We start from the raw sequence: 16,278 nt of genomic DNA on the forward strand, positions 1-16,278 counted from the left end.
ACGCAAATAGCGGCGTAGCCAAGTGATCGCTGAATACCCGTCATGATTTCTTTTCTTTTTCTTAGTGTTATGACGGGTCATTTGCATAATTGGGGATTTATTTAGAAAGGAGGAGTGAAAACGTGAAGTATGTCATTGGAATTGATCTTGGAACAAGTGCTGTTAAAACCATTTTAGTGAATCAAAACGGAAAGGTCTGTGCAGAAACGTCCAAACGTTATCCGCTTATCCAAGAGAAGGCGGGATATAGTGAACAAAACCCTGAAGATTGGGTGCAGCAAACCATACGTGCATTGGCTGAATTGGTTTCTATCTCAAACGTTCAACCTAAGGATATTGACGGGATAAGCTTTTCAGGGCAAATGCATGGGTTAGTACTGCTTGGCCAGGATCTGCAGGTGTTGCGTCATGCCATTCTTTGGAATGATACGAGAACGACGCCTCAATGTATCAGGATAACCGAAACATTTGGCGATCATCTGCTTGCCATCACGAAAAATCGTGTGCTGGAAGGGTTTACATTACCGAAAATATTATGGTTGAAGGAACATGAACCTGAACTTTTTAAAAAATCCGCAGTTTTTTTGCTTCCGAAAGACTATGTGAGATTCCGGATGACTGGTGCTCTTCACACCGAATACTCTGATGCAGCAGGCACTTCACTTTTACATATGACCCGCAAGGAGTGGAGCGCTGAGATTTGCGAGCAGTTTGGTATTTCTACAAGTATTTGTCCCCCGCTTGTTGAATCTCATGATTGTGTAGGCTCACTGCTTCCAAACGTTGCGAAGAAGACCGGGCTATTGGAAAAAACAAAAGTGTACGCTGGTGGAGCAGATAATGCTTGCGGTGCGATAGGAGCCGGTATTCTTTCATCAGGAAAAACATTATGCAGTATTGGAACATCAGGAGTTATACTTTCCTGTGAAGAAAATAAAGAAAGAGACTTTAAAGGGAAAGTACACTTTTTTAATCATGGAAAAAAAGACTCTTTTTATGCGATGGGTGTCACGCTTGCTGCAGGATACAGCTTGGACTGGTTTAAAAGAACGTTCGCACCAAACGAATCGTTTGAGCAATTATTACAGGGAGTTGAGACTATTCCGATAGGAGCATATGGACTGCTTTACACTCCTTATTTAGTTGGTGAAAGAACGCCGCATGTTGACTCTTCTATTCGAGGAAGTTTGATCGGAATAGATGCGGCTCACACAAGAGAGCATTTTTTACGGGCGGTAATGGAAGGCGTCACATTCTCTTTACATGAATCCATTGAGTTATTACGTGAAGCGGGAAAGTCAGTTCATACTGTTGTGTCTATTGGCGGAGGAGCGAGAAATGAAACGTGGCTTCAGATGCAGGCTGATATTTTCAATACGAAGGTGATCAAGTTAGAAAATGAACAAGGTCCAGCCTTGGGTGCTGCTATGCTGGCTGCCTTTGGAAGCGGCTGGTTTGAATCTCTTGATGAATGTGCAGAGCAGTTTATTCGTGAGGCTGCTGTATTTTATCCAAAGGAACAAAATGTTCAAAAGTATAAAACACTATTCGATTTGTACAAGAACATTTACACTCAGACAAAGGATCTCAATGCAGATTTGAAACGCTTTCGAAAAAGCTAATAATAAATGGCGAAAAGAAAATGAACTGCTACTTATATCAATGGCCTTTAAAGGCTTAGGGATTACAGGAACAATCAAATAACAAGGATGTAATCTGCTGCCTTCTGTCATTTTGAAAGGTGGTGAGAATAAACGTTACGGTAAGTCCTTAAGACAAAGACACAATCTAATCAAAGAGGAGGAATGCCAAATGAAACAAAAAAGAATGAAATGTTTGTTATCTGTTTTATTTAGTTTCGCGCTGATATTACCTGCATGGTCCGCACAGGCGGCAACTACAATCACCTCCAATCAAACCGGCTCCCAAGATGGCTATGACTATGAGTTGTGGAAGGATTATGGAAACACAAGTATGACGCTCAATAGCGGCGGCGCATTTAGTGCCCAGTGGAATAACATTGGAAATGCGTTATTCCGAAAAGGAAAGAAATTTGATTCAACCAAAACTCATTCACAGCTAGGAAACATATCATTTCATTACAACGCATCCTTCAATCCTGGCGGAAATTCCTATCTCTGTGTGTATGGATGGACGAAGGACCCGCTCGTTGAATACTACATTGTCGATAACTGGGGCACCTATAGACCGACCGGAACACCTAAGGGGACAATTACTGTTGATGGGGGCACATATGACATTTATGAGACCGAGCGAATCAATCAACCTTCCATTATAGGTATCACAACCTTTAAACAATACTGGAGTGTCCGGCAGAATAAGCGAACGAGCGGAACTGTATCTGTCAGCGAACACTTCAAGAAGTGGGAAAGCTTAGGAATGCCAATGGGTAAGATGTATGAGACAGCGCTTACTGTAGAGGGATATCAAAGTAATGGAAGCGCTGATGTAACGTCTAACATCCTGACTATTAGCGGGACAAGCAGATAATCTGTTTCAGTGTTGATTTAAATCCTGATTTGGTATCAGTCAAAACACTTGTAACCCGAAATGTTGTGTGCACAGAAAACACCCCTCACATTAAGGTGCAGGGGTATTTGGCTATAACGATATGGACATGATTTGTGAGCGGAATTGTTTATGGAACTAATCTTCAAAAATTAAAAAAGGGAATCGTCTCAATGCGGTCGATTCCTTGTTACATAAATCAGGAAGACGTTTAAGCAGGGAGATATAAAAAGAGGAATTCGTTTTCAAAATTTGAAGAGCTTGTTGACGTAATTGCGAACTTGTCCTCTTGATAGCATCTCATAACTGTGTCTTGATCTACTGTAAAAAAACAAAAATGCCATTGAAACGTTCCCCTTCAATGCGTTAAAGTATGATTATGAAGACGTTCAATTTATAACCGATGCACACAGTACAAGAGCGGGTCTTGCTGAATGATCATTCAAAAATATTAAAGGAGCAATACAAATGACAATGCAAATTAAAATCAAATATCTAGATGAAACACAAACAAGGATCAGCAAAATTGAGCAAGGAGATTGGATTGATCTTCGAGCAGCTAAAGATGTAACAATTAAAAAAGATGAATTCAAACTTGTCCCATTAGGTGTAGCAATGGAGCTTCCTGAAGGTTACGAAGCGCATGTCGTTCCGCGTTCAAGTACATATAAGAACTTTGGTGTGATTCAAACAAATTCAATGGGTGTTATCGATGAGTCATATAAGGGTGACAACGATTTCTGGTTCTTTCCTGCTTATGCATTACGTGATACAGAAATTAAAAAGGGAGATCGTATTTGTCAGTTTAGGATTATGAAGAAAATGCCAGTAGTAGAATTGGTTGAAGTTGAGCATTTGGACAATGAAAACAGGGGCGGGCTCGGTTCAACAGGAACGAAATAAACTATTATAAAACCTTGGCTGTTTGATGTATGATCTGAACAATGGAGATTACAGCCAAGGTATATATAATCAAATGAAACAATATCAAAATTATTCAATGTTTATTGATGAAGAGTTATTCTTAATATGATAACTCAATTTTTTATGAAATCTCCTTAAGATGTAAAAGAACCAATACCCTATTAAAGTACCTAGGGTATTAAGCATTAAATCATCTACATCAAAGCTTCTGTAAACTGAACCTAAATACACTGAAAACGAAAGCTGTGTTAATTCAATAAACAAAGATATGAAAAAACCTATTAGCAAAATTCTTTTTGCATTATTTAATTTCTTAAATAAAAGAGGAAACAACAAGCCAACAGGCAGTAATAATATTAAATTTCCTCCAATAGATCTAATTACATAAAATTGTAAACCTTCATGATAAACGTCTGCAAAAAAGTGAAATGGGATAAAATTATTTCCTGAAACAAATGGGATATAAGTGTCGTACTTCATATCCCTAATTAAATCAGCATCAATTGGCATAGGGAATAATGTAACACTTATCAAGTTGAAAAAGTAAACAAATAAACAAAAGATAACGAGATGTTTATGGATGGGCAGCCGGCTTTTTTTGTAAAGGACTCGTCTAATGAGTCTATAAAATATAAAGCAAAAATAAAGAGCTATTAAGTACGGCAAGAGAGAAGTTGAGTCTAGCATAAATACACCATAATTTCCTTTTTAATTCATTTTAACATAAATAGGGAAAAGAAGTTGACTCAGGTTTCAATAAAAGAATACTTTTAAAAATTAATGAATAAGGAGGAAAGAGAGAGCATTACCAACAAATAAAGAGCTTTATAAGCCCTATTTTAATGAACAAAAGGCTTAATCAGTTTCAATTAATACAACGACAAAATCTTCAAAGTGCTCGAATTTTCTTATAAGGTTGCTGCAAATTTAATGTATCATAGTAAGCAAGATTGGAGATAAGAATGTTAAAATAAGCACAGAAAGATTTCAGATTAAAGATTGGATAAAGGAAGGTTTTATGACTCAATTCGATAAACAATACAACTCAATTATAAAGGACATTATGACGAATGGAATCTCAGACGAAGAATTTCATGTAAGAACGAAGTGGGACTCAGATGGAACACCGGCTCACACACTAAGTGTCATCAGTAAGCAAATGAGATTCGACAACTCGGAAGTTCCGATTTTAACGACAAAAAAGGTTGCTTGGAAAACAGCCATTAAAGAATTGCTTTGGATTTGGCAGCTAAAATCGAACGATGTTAATGAATTAAACAAGATGGGCGTACATATTTGGGATCAGTGGAAACAAGAAGATGGCACCATTGGACATGCATATGGATTTCAGCTGGGGAAGAAAAACAGAAATCTTAATGGAGAAAAAATGGATCAGGTTGATTATCTTCTACATCAATTGAAGAACAATCCATCTTCACGGAGACACATTACGATGCTGTGGAATCCAGATGAATTAGACTCAATGGCCTTAACGCCATGTGTGTACGAAACTCAATGGTATGTTAAGCAAGGTAAGATCCACCTCGAGGTAAGAGCGCGAAGCAATGACATGGCCTTGGGGAATCCATTCAATGTATTCCAGTATAATGTGTTGCAGCGCATGGTAGCTCAGGTTACTGGTTATGAGCTTGGTGAATATATTTTTAACATTGGGGATTGCCATGTATACACACGTCATATAGACAACTTGAAAATTCAAATGGAAAGAGAACAGTTCGAAGCACCTGAATTATGGATCAATCCTGAAGTCAAAGATTTTTATGACTTTACCATAGATGATTTCAAGTTAATCAGCTATAAACACGGGGACAAGCTTTCATTTGAGGTAGCGGTTTAATGCTGCCTCTTTTTTATTAAACGGTGATATGATCGAAAGATGGTGTTATATCAGATTGAAGAAGGTAAAGAATTGCGGTGGGCTGCTGAGAGAATGACACGAACAATTCCTCTTAAGAGATGAAAACTACGCCGCAGGCCATTTAGGATGAGGGTGAAGAAGACCCTCTTCACTCTGCGGCGATTGATTTATTCAGTAGTTTTTCAAATGAAAATAATGACAATAAAAAATGATATCAAGAACAAGGCCAACAATTAAACAGAATAGGATGATATTTAAGTAACGTTTCTTTTTTTTTGTTGTTATTTTTACACAAATCAGTTACACCTCTGGATAAAATTTAAATAGAAAATCATACCATGAAAAATTGTGGTAGTACAAGGTTGAAGTGATCAGGTGTTGAGAAGGCGAGAGAAGCTGTTAGGGGTTGGGAGAGAAGGGTCACTTCTTTTAGTCGGTTGTAGCATAAATAAAGAATCGACTTAAGGGGCGAGACTTTTGTGGGGGCAGGTTAAAGAATGTGGAGAAAAGCTAAATCAAGATGACTGGCGCGGGGAATATGTTCTTAATAAAAAAGATCAGCTTAAATAGCTAATCTTTTTTATTAAGAAGAAAATATCCTAATTTTGAAACTAGATACAAAGTAAAAGCGATCATAATTGTTCGAGATATCACAACTCCATGAATGGCTAAATCATAACCAGCAGGTATCAAGGCGTTTGTATTAAACATAAAATACATTGATACTAGAAGAGCAATAACTACTAATATTATTCCGATAAGATTTGTTTTTGCGTATTTCATACAAATTCCACCCTACATGACATGATAGCTTTTTATAAAAAGAATATTCTGATAATTATATTTATAAAAAGAAGCCAAGGATAAGCTTTCATATATTTATATTGAAGTAAAAGAATAAGTAATTAAAATCATACTAAAGATATTGTGAAATTTCAACCGCGAGTGCGATACAAATACTTAGGCTCATTGCCGATGACCATGAATATGTTTTTAATCCCTCTTTAACACTCACCGAAAGAAAACAAACCTGCTAACATTGGAAATTATGTTGAAAAGCTAATCACATTAATATAAACTAACTAAACTATGTACTAAATTTTCAATGCACAGCAAGATTTAGTTAGTAAGGCAATTTTCATTTTACATCAACATACCTTAAAAAAACCCGGCATCTGCCGGGGGAAAACTGTAAACGAGGAGCTGGAAATAGAGTTTAGTGATGTTTCTTTTCCTTTTTATACTCTACAACATAATCATAGTCTTTTTTGTCGTGGTCATAATATTTTTTATCATAGTCGTCATGTTTTTTGTCATAATCATCATGTTTTTTATCATAGTCTTTTTTCTCGTATTCGTAATACTTCTTATAATACGTTTTTTTGACCGTATAAAACTCTTCTTTATATTTTTTGTAATAACCCATATTTACTCCTCCTTTTATTGTTAATACGCTTTATTATATGGCGAATAGATTATACGGCTTGGACAGTTAATATCGTTAAAGGAAAAAAGGGCTGTCCAAATCATAGAAAAAAGAAAGATGATACAAAAATAAGTCAAAACAAAGAGCCGATTATTCATCAGCTCAAATCAACTATCTTATATCTGTTTGTCTGCTGTATGTCTGATTACGCAGGTAAATCAAAAACCACAAGCATAAATAAGGCGGTCAGCAGAGGTGAATATGCAAAAGAGAGAGCACCCTATCCTTTAATAACCTTTGGCAGGCGTTCATTGACAATGACTGTCCAGCCTCCATCCATCTTTTCATGAATGACTGAGCTTTTCTCATTTGCTTTACCGATAATGTCATTTGGCTCCTTCCAGCCGCCGTGAATAAGGGTAAACCTGGTCTTTTCTCCCAAGTCTTCTAATTGAAAGGTAACGACCCATCCAGCTGTATCCCATGCAAAAGAAAGTTCATCGGGCGCTTGAACAGTCAAAACTTTACATGCAGACGGTCCAAACGGTGATTGTAAGTGGAATTCTTGTCTTTCCTTCAACTGAAAGTCATTGGGCATAAACCACTTGGCAATGCCTTCTGAAGTGGAGACTGTCTCCCAGACTTTTTGAATAGGTGCCTCAAGAGTAATGCTTTTCGTAATATCCGGTAATGAATTTTCATTGTTATGGTCCATTTTGTTTCCCTCTTGACATAAGATTATTTTTCATTTGAATCATATAATACATTATGTAATCATGTCCATAGCACGCCTTATTTATAATCTGTTGATGAATATTGGCTAAAGTGTGGCCTGTGAAAGAGGCTTGCAGAAAAAACATACAATGAGAGAGTATAAAGTGTCTATTTCGTTTTTGTTTCAGGAGGTTATATTTTTAGTTTAAAATCTAAAAGAGGAGGTAGTTTTATGCTAGGAAAAATCAAAGCAGCCATTGATAACAGTCCAGGAAAGCCGGCTAAAATTGTCGTCAGTGAAAAAGCGTTTCAGCAATTGAAGGAAGAAATGCGCTTTGTTTATGTTTCCAAACCAAAAACGATAATGGGAATACCTGTGGAGATGTCAGATCAGACAGAAAGCTTTAAGCTGGAATTTTAGCAGGATATGCGTGCGTTATTTATGTTATCTTCCTGCGTTTTTGCGGATTTTAAGTGCCTTTCCCCATTGGAATGTCTCTTTAACCTAAAGGGGATCGTGCTTTTCAACATTTTATTTTCAGGTTTGGACAGGTGCGATCTTGAATAGCCTTTTAGAATCTATCTCCTTGGATGATTGTAATCACCGGTCTGATTGGCGGTTTTGCGGTGAAGTTTCTGGACATTGACTTCTATAAAGTGAAAACAATTCCGCAAAGGAGAAAATAAGAAAAAGTTAAAAATCATGAAACCGAATAAAAATGCGCGAGCCAAAAAAGGCAAGTGCGTTTTTTTTCGGTTTTATATGGGAAATGGGAAAAAGGGGTGCATTTACTTTTTATAAATTCAAAAATGTGAAGAACAGCGCCCGGGCTAATGGTATATAATATTTTGAATGTAACAAAAATTTAACAAGGAGGACGAGAAATTCGTGCTAAAGCCTCAAAGAATTCGACAGCCCGTTGATTTGGACTTAGGGGCGGAGTAGATGAAACCGACCAAAGTATCCCTGCTCCGCCGTTTGCTCCATTCCTTGAAGCAAGTTGATTGTAACATAGTCAAACGTTTTCCATCAACTTGTAAAATTGTGAAATTATTGTTAATTTTCATGGTATTCGTTCCGATTTCTCCAATATATGCTAAAGATATATATCAGAATTTTGAGACATTAAAAAACAATGAAGATCCTGCGAATTACAGCATTGTGACGAAAGAAACAAGAAGCGCTGTTCTAGTTTTAGCGATTCATGGAGGAGGTATCGAAGGCGGGACAAGTGAAGTAGCGAAAGAATTAAGCAATCAGTACTCGATGTATTTATTCGAAGGATTAAAATCGTCAGGAAATTCAATTTTGCATATTACGAGCACACAATTTGATGAGCCTCGGGCTCTGAAAATGACGGAAAGTCATGAATATGTCATTTCATTGCACGGATATGCAGAAGAAGATCAACAAATCGAAGTTGGCGGTACAGATCGCGTGAGAGCGGCAGATTTAATTGAGAAACTGCAAAACGCAGGTTTTCCTGCTGTGTTGCTTAATAAAGATCATCCGCGTGCAGGTGTCAGTCCGAATAACATTGCAAATCAATCAAAAACAGGTTTGAGCATCCAGTTAGAAATGAGCACAGGTTTTAGACAATCTTTGTTCGGAGTGTTTTCTTTAAAGGATAGATCTATTACCCAAAATGAGAGGTTTTATATTTTTACAAAAGTGTTATCCCATTTTATCAAAAATAGCTATTGAAAAATAGGAGGTACTAAGCCTCCTATTTTTCCTGCTTCTCATTCGTAACCTCAGGAAACAGCTCGTCTGCAGCTTCTGTTTGATACTGTAGTGTATGATCTTTGGCTGATAGTTCATTTCGAAAGGTTTCATCCAGCACATTTTTTAGCAAATATCGATGAAAAAAGTATTCAAACACAGTTAGACAAGCAGCGGAAAGCAGAGCAGCTGCAAATGGCGGGAAGTCGTTTCTTGTTTGGGTTAAAACAAAGACCCAAAGAATAACAAATGAAAGCCCAAAGTCCGCCAATGAAGCTGAAATATTGTTTGTTCTTGGAAGAACGAGCATATCACCGGATAGATAGGAAACAAAACCTAAGAAAAGTGCAATAAACATTACACTCAAAAAGGGCGCGTGGTAGACTCTGTCCAAAATCAAATATAAAAGGGCGAGAGTGAAAGCAATCTTTGAAGCAAGTGCAATGATATGTTTCATTTGACCACCTAAATTGTGTTATTTGTGAAAAAAGCATTAACAGTAAACAAATGATAAAAAACACAAGTCATAGAATTCAAACCGATAAAAGTTCATCGCTGTTACATTCTATATTTTAAACAATCTGTTTTTGTTTACACTGGTATTTTTTGCTGGCTGCATGAAATTTTCTTAAAAAACGATATACAAGGATATGTTTCAAAGGGGGGAAGGGATTAATCACTTGTTATTTTCAATTTCTCATTTGGATACATCCCGAGAAATGACATGAAGGCATCTTATCCCCATATTGTATTTACTATTGAAGATCATGTGCTTGCAGAATTATAAGTATAATATCATGTGAATATTTTGCCTAGCAGAGAACGAGATGAACGCGATTGAAAATCGATTGATTTTACTGGTCCTGGACCCACAGATGTGAATCCTTCAAGGCAAGCTCCGTTATTAATAAAGAGGAAAAAGCGCTATTGAAACAGCATCTGTAGAACATATTTATAAATATTCTGTATGATAAAGAAGTTTTGCTGTATTTTTTGGGCTGTGGTTTATGATCTTGGGAGCCGCTATTTGTTCAGAAAAGATTACACTTTAGCGATTTACCTGACACTAAGTACGAAGTAATTTAGCAGGAGCAGGTTTAATTTTAGCGCTCAGGATTAGGTTTCTGTGTTTGCAGAAAAGTATTCAAAAACTGCACAATTGTGCGGATAAAAGGGCAGTTATGGTATACAGTATGTTTATTTTGTCTTGAGCTCACACTGATAAAGAGAAGAGAGCTGTTTTTTCAGGGGATTTGAACAAAAATTACTGTGTACTAAATCTTCATTGTAATATCATTTCCGCGCCCCTCACATAAACATAAAACAACGTTATTCCACGATCTAAGAGTATGAAACATTTTTAAGGAAATCACGTCTAATGTTTTAAACAGACCGTATTCTAATGAAAGTTTCCTTAAGGAAAAAAATTTTCTTGACTTCAACAATTATTTGGAGGATAATTGTGGTGTAAACATGATGTTCTTTTTCCTCCTTTTCAGGCTCGCACCCAAAAATCAGGGCGAGCCTGCTTTTTTGCATAAAAACCCCCTCTCCGTAAAGGAAGAGGGGGTTTTCGCGTACATAATAGATCAATAGATTAATGGACAGTTCTGAATACGCCAATTACTTTTCCTAAAATGCTGACATTCTGCAAGATGATAGGTTCCATCGTTGGGTTTTCAGGCTGTAAACGAATGTGAGTATCCTCTTTATAGAAACGTTTTACTGTAGCTTCATCATCTTCTGTCATCGCAACTACAATTTCCCCGTTGAATGCTGTATTTTGCTGTTTAACGATGACATAATCTTTATCGAGAATACCAGCATCAACCATACTGTCCCCCATAATCTCCAGCATAAACACATGCTCGTCCGGAGGGACCATACGGTCAGGAAGCGGAAAATATTCTTCGATATTTTCTACTGCTGTAATAGGAGATCCCGCCGTGACTTTCCCGATGACAGGCACATTAACGACCTGACTTTGGGGAATGTCCACTTCTTCATCAAGTATTTCTATTGCTCTTGGTTTTGTCGGATCTCGTCTGATCAGCCCTTTTGTTTCTAAACGGGCCAAATGGCCGTGGACAGTTGAACTGGACGCAAGCCCAACAGCCTCTCCGATCTCTCTCACGGAAGGCGGATATCCTTTTGATTTAACCTCTGCTTTAATAAAACGGAGGATATCAAGTTGCCTTTTTGATAGCTTCGTCATTTTTCGCACCTCAAAACGTCGATTTTAAGAAGATTATAGCATGATTTTCCTTACAGTACAAACATAGGTTCGAAAAAACAATTGACAGAAACATTTGTTCGTATATACTGGAATTATAAAAGCGAACAAACATTCCTATTGGGGGTTATCATAATGAATAAAGAATCTATTATTTTTGTCGGTCTGTTCACACTGATTTTGAGCGCGGTTATCCTATTGCTGTCATATACGAGTGGCGGTCAGGAGCTTAATCAGTATGTTAAAATAGAAGTCCAGCAAGGCGATACACTTTGGTCAATTGCTGATCAGGTATCAGATTCAAAAAAGATAAATAAAAATGATTTTATTGAATGGGTAGCTGATAAAAATCATCTTCAGACATCTGATATCCAGCCGGGAGATGAGTTGGTTATTCCATTGAAAAAGAAGCACCAAGATGCATATGAATTGGCAATTGTAAGATAGAAAGGAAAGATAGAAAAAATGAAAGCACTCATTTATGCCCGTGTGAGCACAAATAAAGAACAGCAGGAGACTTCATTAAAACGGCAGGTGGAGGAGCTTACAGCCATTGCAGCCGAAAACGGCATGGAAGTCGTCAAAGTGATTTCTGAAAAAGCCAGCGGATATGAAATGGATCGGGACGGTGTATTTGAGCTGCTTGATGAGATCAAGAATATTGAAATTGATGTCATTTTAATTCAGGATGAGACAAGGCTTGGGCGAGGCAATGCGAAAATTGCATTGCTTCATTGTATTTACAGAGAAGGTGTGAAAGTCTATACAACGGCTCATAGAGGGGAATTGGAGCTTTCGGAGGCTGACTCGATGGTACTGGAGATCGTAAGCATTGTGGAAGAATATCAGCGGAAAATTCACAATATGAAAATTAAGCGGGGAATGAAGCGTGCAGTTAAAAACGGTTTTAAACCGCAAAAAAACCTAAAAAACCAACATGAAAACAGTGGGAAAGAAAGAATAGAGGTTCCCATATCAGAGATCGTCCGCTTAAGGGCGAATAAACTGACGTTCGCAGAAATTGCGGCGACGCTAAGAGGGTTTGGCTATGATGTATCTAAAGCGACCGTCCACAGGCGTTTTCAGGAATACACAGAGAATGCCGAGACAGCCGAATGAATCAGTTGTAAAACTCTTTTTGATCTAGTACTATATAGACAAAATGCAATAAAGGAGTTTAACATGATTTCAAACGCGAAAATTGCCAGAATTAATGAACTTGCTGCCAAAGCCAAAGCTGGCGTGATAACAGAAGAAGAAAAAGCTGAACAGCAAAAACTCCGTCAAGAGTATCTGAAGGGTTTTCGTTCTTCTATGAAAAACACGTTAAAAAGTGTAAAAATCATTGACCCAGAAGGCAATGATGTAACACCTGAAAAGCTAAAAAAAGAACAAAAAAATAACAAACTTCATTAATATAAGAGGAATACGGAAATATCGTATTCCTCTTTTGCCTATACTATAGCTAAAACTCTCTTATGACAAAATTCAACAAGTTTCTCTCAAATTTAAGCTGAAACAGTTGAGAAAAAGTCGTCAGACATTTATGATGAAAGGGTACAACATATAAGGAAGGGGATTTTTATGGATACAATTGAAAAGAAATCAGTTGCTACCATTCGTACACTGTCAATAGACGCAATTGAAAAAGCGAATTCTGGTCACCCAGGGATGCCAATGGGAGCCGCTCCTATGGCATACACGCTGTGGACAAAATTTATGAATGTAAGCCCGGCAAACCCTAGCTGGTTTAACCGAGACCGTTTTGTTTTATCTGCTGGACATGGATCAGCACTTTTATATAGCATGCTTCATTTAAGCGGGTTTGATCTTAGCATTGAAGATCTTAAGGGATTCCGCCAGTGGGGCAGCAAAACACCTGGACATCCGGAATTCGGACATACTGCCGGTGTTGATGCAACAACAGGTCCGCTTGGACAAGGGATTGCCATGGCAGTCGGAATGGCTATCGCTGAACGCCATTTAGCGGAAACTTACAACCGTGACTCATTTAACGTAGTCGATCATTATACATACAGTATTTGCGGTGATGGTGACTTAATGGAAGGTATTTCTTCCGAAGCCGCTTCACTCGCAGGACATCTTCAGCTTGGCCGTCTGGTCGTATTATACGATTCTAACGACATCTCACTCGATGGAGATCTCGACCGCTCCTTCTCTGAGAACGTGAAACAGCGTTTTGAAGCAATGAATTGGGAAGTCCTTTATGTTGAGGATGGAAACAACATTGCAGAATTAACAGCAGCTATCGAAAAAGCACGTCAAAATGAAAAAAAACCTACATTAATTGAAGTGAAAACGACAATTGGTTTTGGTTCACCTAACCGTGCCGGCACTTCTGGTGTTCACGGGGCACCGCTTGGTAAAGAAGAAAGCAAGTTAACAAAAGAAGCTTATGCGTGGACATATGAAGAAGATTTCTATGTTCCGTCAGAGGTATATGAGCATTTTGCTGCAGCAGTTAAAGAATCAGGAGAGAAAAAGGAACAGGAATGGAACACCCAATTCTCTAAATATAAAGAAATTTATCCTGAACTTGCAGAACAGCTTGAACTGGCAATTAAAGGAGAGCTTCCGAAGGACTGGGATCAAGAGGTTCCTGTTTATGAAAAAGGAAGCAGCTTGGCATCTCGTGCATCTTCCGGAGAAGTTCTCAACGGGCTTGCGCAAAAAATACCTTTTTTTGTCGGAGGATCTGCTGACCTAGCCGGATCAAACAAAACAACAATTAAAAATACAGGTGACTTTACACCGGTTGATTACTCAGGTAAAAACTTCTGGTTCGGTGTTCGTGAATTTGCAATGGGTGCAGCCTTAAATGGTATGGCGCTTCATGGCGGACTTCGTGTATTTGGCGGAACTTTCTTTGTCTTCTCTGACTACCTGCGTCCGGCGATTCGCCTTGCAGCATTAATGGGTCTTCCTGTCACTTATGTGTTTACACATGACAGTATTGCAGTAGGTGAAGATGGCCCGACCCATGAGCCTGTCGAACAGCTTGCTTCACTTCGGGCGATGCCTAACCTTTCCTTAATCCGCCCTGCAGACGGCAATGAAACAGCGGCGGCATGGAAGATGGCAGTGCAAAGCACTGATCAGCCAACAGCGCTGGTATTAACACGCCAAAATCTTCCTACGATCGACCAAACAGCGGAAGAAGCATTGACGGGAGTAGAAAAAGGTGCATATGTCGTTTCTGCATCTAAAAACGAAACACCTGACGCTCTTCTCATCGCTTCAGGCTCTGAGGTAGGTCTTGCGGTGGAAGCGCAGGCTGAATTAGCAAAAGAAAATATCGATGTTTCTGTTGTCAGCATGCCTTCAATGGATCGTTTCGATAAACAATCTGACGAATATAAAAACACTGTCCTCCCTGCGGATGTGAGAAAACGTCTTGCGATTGAGATGGGCGCATCATTTGGATGGGGCAAATACACAGGCCTTGAAGGAGATGTGCTCGGTATCGACCGATTCGGCGCATCTGCTTCTGGCGACACCGTCATCAAGGAATATGGCTTCACAGTACCAAATGTAGTGAGCCGAGTGAAAGCATTACTCAATAACTAAAGATTTTTTAAAGAGGATGAGTCAAATCATCCTCTTTTTCTTGTTTATCCGACAAAAATAGTATTGGCTGTTTAACAGTAATAGACAATTCTTTCTTTTCTTCTTTTGTATAATAGAGAGCATATGAAATGCTGCTGGAAAAGGGGATGAAAAGATGGAACGTCACTACTACACGTACCTGATAAAAGAGGAGTTTGCTAATCACTATTTCGGACGGGAATCGGTTATGTTTGAGCTGTTTCAAGACTATCATTGGACAAGCCTGACAAAACAGCAGTATGAAATGACAGAAAAACAGATTCAATATGTTACACAACCAATCCCAATTTTACATATGCATCAGAGGCTAAAAATGAATTTAAACAAAACGGATTACAGGCAGCTGGATTATATTTATAGATTAGCCCTGCCTAAGGCAAAAGGCCACGCGACGTTTATAATGAAGGAAAACATGATAGAAATTGTGGCTTCGGGTGATTACGCGGCAGAAACCATTTTCTTTGAAGTATTGAGAAAAGTAAGCCCTTGCTTTCTGGCTATGGATTTCAGTTCGAAGCGTTATGGATGGCTAAATCCAGTGAAGGTAAGAAATTTTGTCTAAAACCGAAGAAAAAGAGATGTAAATGTTGTATAATAGCTTTTGGTTTAGTACACTTTAAACTAGACAACATGAAGGAGGAAATAAAATGACTTTATGGGTTGGCATCCTAGTGGGCGTTGTTGCATTGCTCGTAGGTGTTGCACTCGGGTTTTTTATTGCTCGTAAATATATGATGAGCTATCTCAAAAAGAATCCGCCTATTAATGAACAAATGTTACGCATGATGATGATGCAAATGGGAATGAAACCTTCTCAAAAGAAAATCAATCAAATGATGAAAGCCATGAATAATCAAGCGAAATAATACGTAAAGATTATGATATAGAGAAACATGGTTATAAAATAAAAAACCCTTATACGGGTTTTTTATTTTGTCATCATTCATCACCCGCTACTGCTCGAAGGCGCTGCTTTTGATATTGTATGAGAAGATGGTCAAGCTCCTGACTGAGCTCTATCGTAATATGTGATGTCGTTCCGTTCGCCATGACAATTTGCAGCAGCTCTGCTCTTTTTTTTTCAATTTCATTTAATAGATGCTCTCTAATCACAGGGATGTATCCTTTCATACATAGATCTTAAAAGTGAATATTTATATTATATCCATAATTATACTAATTTTCAAATGAGAAGGAGTACAATATCTCAATGTCAAATTAAA

At 38.1% G+C, this 16,278-nt stretch carries 19 protein-coding genes and 1 pseudogene; 13 read left to right on the top strand and 7 right to left on the bottom strand.

Features of this window, described 5'->3' with window-relative positions; translation table 11 throughout:
• Nucleotides 1-122 precede the first annotated feature (122 nt).
• The 3 genes from xylB to dutA all read left to right on the top strand — a co-directional run bounded on the left by xylB (nucleotide 123) and on the right by dutA (nucleotide 3,432).
• Nucleotides 123-1,622: a xylulokinase gene (gene xylB, locus BTW01_RS04030; RefSeq protein ID WP_162101748.1), complete on the top strand. Its 1,500-nt coding sequence runs from the start codon at nucleotides 123-125 to the stop codon at nucleotides 1,620-1,622.
• A gap of 190 nt (nucleotides 1,623-1,812) precedes the next feature.
• Entirely contained in the window at nucleotides 1,813-2,511 is a 699-nt protein-coding gene (locus BTW01_RS04035) for a glycoside hydrolase family 11 protein (RefSeq protein ID WP_162101749.1), read from the top strand.
• Between the two features lie 486 nt (nucleotides 2,512-2,997).
• On the top strand, nucleotides 2,998-3,432 hold the full coding sequence (gene dutA, locus BTW01_RS04040; protein WP_162101750.1) for a dUTP diphosphatase DutA: 435 nt from the start codon (nucleotides 2,998-3,000) through the stop codon (nucleotides 3,430-3,432).
• Between the two features lie 90 nt (nucleotides 3,433-3,522).
• On the opposite strand, the gene BTW01_RS04045 is transcribed toward dutA, so the two are convergent.
• Nucleotides 3,523-4,140: a VanZ family protein gene (locus BTW01_RS04045; protein WP_162101751.1), complete on the bottom strand. Its 618-nt coding sequence runs from the start codon at nucleotides 4,138-4,140 to the stop codon at nucleotides 3,523-3,525.
• Nucleotides 4,141-4,471: 331 nt separating this feature from the next.
• On the opposite strand from BTW01_RS04045, the gene BTW01_RS04050 reads away from it, so the two are divergent.
• Nucleotides 4,472-5,311, top strand: a complete 840-nt coding sequence (locus BTW01_RS04050; RefSeq protein WP_162101752.1) for a thymidylate synthase — start codon at nucleotides 4,472-4,474, stop codon at nucleotides 5,309-5,311.
• A 591-nt stretch (nucleotides 5,312-5,902) separates the two neighbouring features.
• Here the strand turns inward: BTW01_RS04050 and BTW01_RS04055 are convergent.
• From BTW01_RS04055 to BTW01_RS04065, 3 genes are all read right to left on the bottom strand, one after another.
• Nucleotides 5,903-6,115, bottom strand: coding sequence for a hypothetical protein (locus BTW01_RS04055; RefSeq protein ID WP_162101753.1), 213 nt, complete (start codon nucleotides 6,113-6,115; stop codon nucleotides 5,903-5,905).
• Nucleotides 6,116-6,548: 433 nt separating this feature from the next.
• A complete protein-coding gene (cotC, locus tag BTW01_RS04060) occupies nucleotides 6,549-6,758 on the bottom strand; it encodes a spore coat protein CotC (RefSeq protein ID WP_162101754.1) in 210 nt (69 codons plus the stop codon).
• Nucleotides 6,759-7,038: 280 nt separating this feature from the next.
• Entirely contained in the window at nucleotides 7,039-7,473 is a 435-nt protein-coding gene (locus tag BTW01_RS04065; protein WP_162101755.1) for an SRPBCC family protein, read from the bottom strand.
• Nucleotides 7,474-7,704: 231 nt separating this feature from the next.
• Between BTW01_RS04065 and BTW01_RS04070 the strand changes: the two genes are divergently transcribed.
• Together BTW01_RS04070 and BTW01_RS04075 are read left to right on the top strand one after the other, a co-directional pair.
• Complete coding sequence (locus BTW01_RS04070; RefSeq protein ID WP_162101756.1) at nucleotides 7,705-7,893, top strand: hypothetical protein; 189 nt, start codon at nucleotides 7,705-7,707, stop codon at nucleotides 7,891-7,893.
• A 525-nt stretch (nucleotides 7,894-8,418) separates the two neighbouring features.
• Complete coding sequence (locus BTW01_RS04075) at nucleotides 8,419-9,177, top strand: poly-gamma-glutamate hydrolase family protein (RefSeq protein WP_162101757.1); 759 nt, start codon at nucleotides 8,419-8,421, stop codon at nucleotides 9,175-9,177.
• Between the two features lie 22 nt (nucleotides 9,178-9,199).
• Here the strand turns inward: BTW01_RS04075 and BTW01_RS04080 are convergent, their stop codons facing one another.
• Entirely contained in the window at nucleotides 9,200-9,652 is a 453-nt protein-coding gene (locus tag BTW01_RS04080; protein ID WP_162101758.1) for a YndM family protein, read from the bottom strand.
• A gap of 252 nt (nucleotides 9,653-9,904) precedes the next feature.
• Here BTW01_RS04080 and BTW01_RS18365 point away from each other — a divergent pair.
• Nucleotides 9,905-10,033 (top strand): annotated as a pseudogene (locus tag BTW01_RS18365) (metallothiol transferase FosB); the annotation flags it as partial.
• Between the two features lie 759 nt (nucleotides 10,034-10,792).
• Here BTW01_RS18365 and lexA read toward each other — a convergent pair.
• Nucleotides 10,793-11,410 (bottom strand): transcriptional repressor LexA, encoded by a 618-nt coding sequence (gene lexA, locus BTW01_RS04085; protein ID WP_162101759.1) that lies wholly within the window; start codon nucleotides 11,408-11,410, stop codon nucleotides 10,793-10,795.
• Between the two features lie 147 nt (nucleotides 11,411-11,557).
• On the opposite strand from lexA, the gene yneA reads away from it, so the two are divergent.
• From yneA to BTW01_RS04115, 6 genes are all read left to right on the top strand, one after another.
• The gene (gene yneA / locus BTW01_RS04090; protein ID WP_162101796.1) at nucleotides 11,558-11,875 is read left to right on the top strand and encodes a cell division suppressor protein YneA; all 318 of its coding nucleotides are present in this window, start codon (nucleotides 11,558-11,560) and stop codon (nucleotides 11,873-11,875) included.
• A gap of 18 nt (nucleotides 11,876-11,893) precedes the next feature.
• Entirely contained in the window at nucleotides 11,894-12,547 is a 654-nt protein-coding gene (locus BTW01_RS04095) for a YneB family resolvase-like protein (RefSeq protein WP_162101760.1), read from the top strand.
• 63 nt (nucleotides 12,548-12,610) lie between these two features.
• On the top strand, nucleotides 12,611-12,844 hold the full coding sequence (locus tag BTW01_RS04100; RefSeq protein WP_162101761.1) for a DUF896 domain-containing protein: 234 nt from the start codon (nucleotides 12,611-12,613) through the stop codon (nucleotides 12,842-12,844).
• Nucleotides 12,845-13,012: 168 nt separating this feature from the next.
• On the top strand, nucleotides 13,013-15,016 hold the full coding sequence (gene tkt, locus BTW01_RS04105) for a transketolase (RefSeq protein WP_162101762.1): 2,004 nt from the start codon (nucleotides 13,013-13,015) through the stop codon (nucleotides 15,014-15,016).
• Nucleotides 15,017-15,170: 154 nt separating this feature from the next.
• On the top strand, nucleotides 15,171-15,617 hold the full coding sequence (gene sirA / locus BTW01_RS04110; protein WP_162101763.1) for a sporulation inhibitor of replication protein SirA: 447 nt from the start codon (nucleotides 15,171-15,173) through the stop codon (nucleotides 15,615-15,617).
• Between the two features lie 85 nt (nucleotides 15,618-15,702).
• Nucleotides 15,703-15,921 (top strand): YneF family protein, encoded by a 219-nt coding sequence (locus BTW01_RS04115; protein WP_162101764.1) that lies wholly within the window; start codon nucleotides 15,703-15,705, stop codon nucleotides 15,919-15,921.
• A 73-nt stretch (nucleotides 15,922-15,994) separates the two neighbouring features.
• Here the strand turns inward: BTW01_RS04115 and ynzD are convergent, their stop codons facing one another.
• Nucleotides 15,995-16,168: an aspartyl-phosphate phosphatase YnzD gene (ynzD, locus tag BTW01_RS04120; protein WP_162101765.1), complete on the bottom strand. Its 174-nt coding sequence runs from the start codon at nucleotides 16,166-16,168 to the stop codon at nucleotides 15,995-15,997.
• Nucleotides 16,169-16,278: the final 110 nt, after the last annotated feature.

Origin of the sequence: Bacillus sp. SKDU12, assembly GCF_010093085.1 — a bacterium.
Lineage (GTDB): Bacteria > Bacillota > Bacilli > Bacillales > Bacillaceae > Bacillus > Bacillus mexicanus.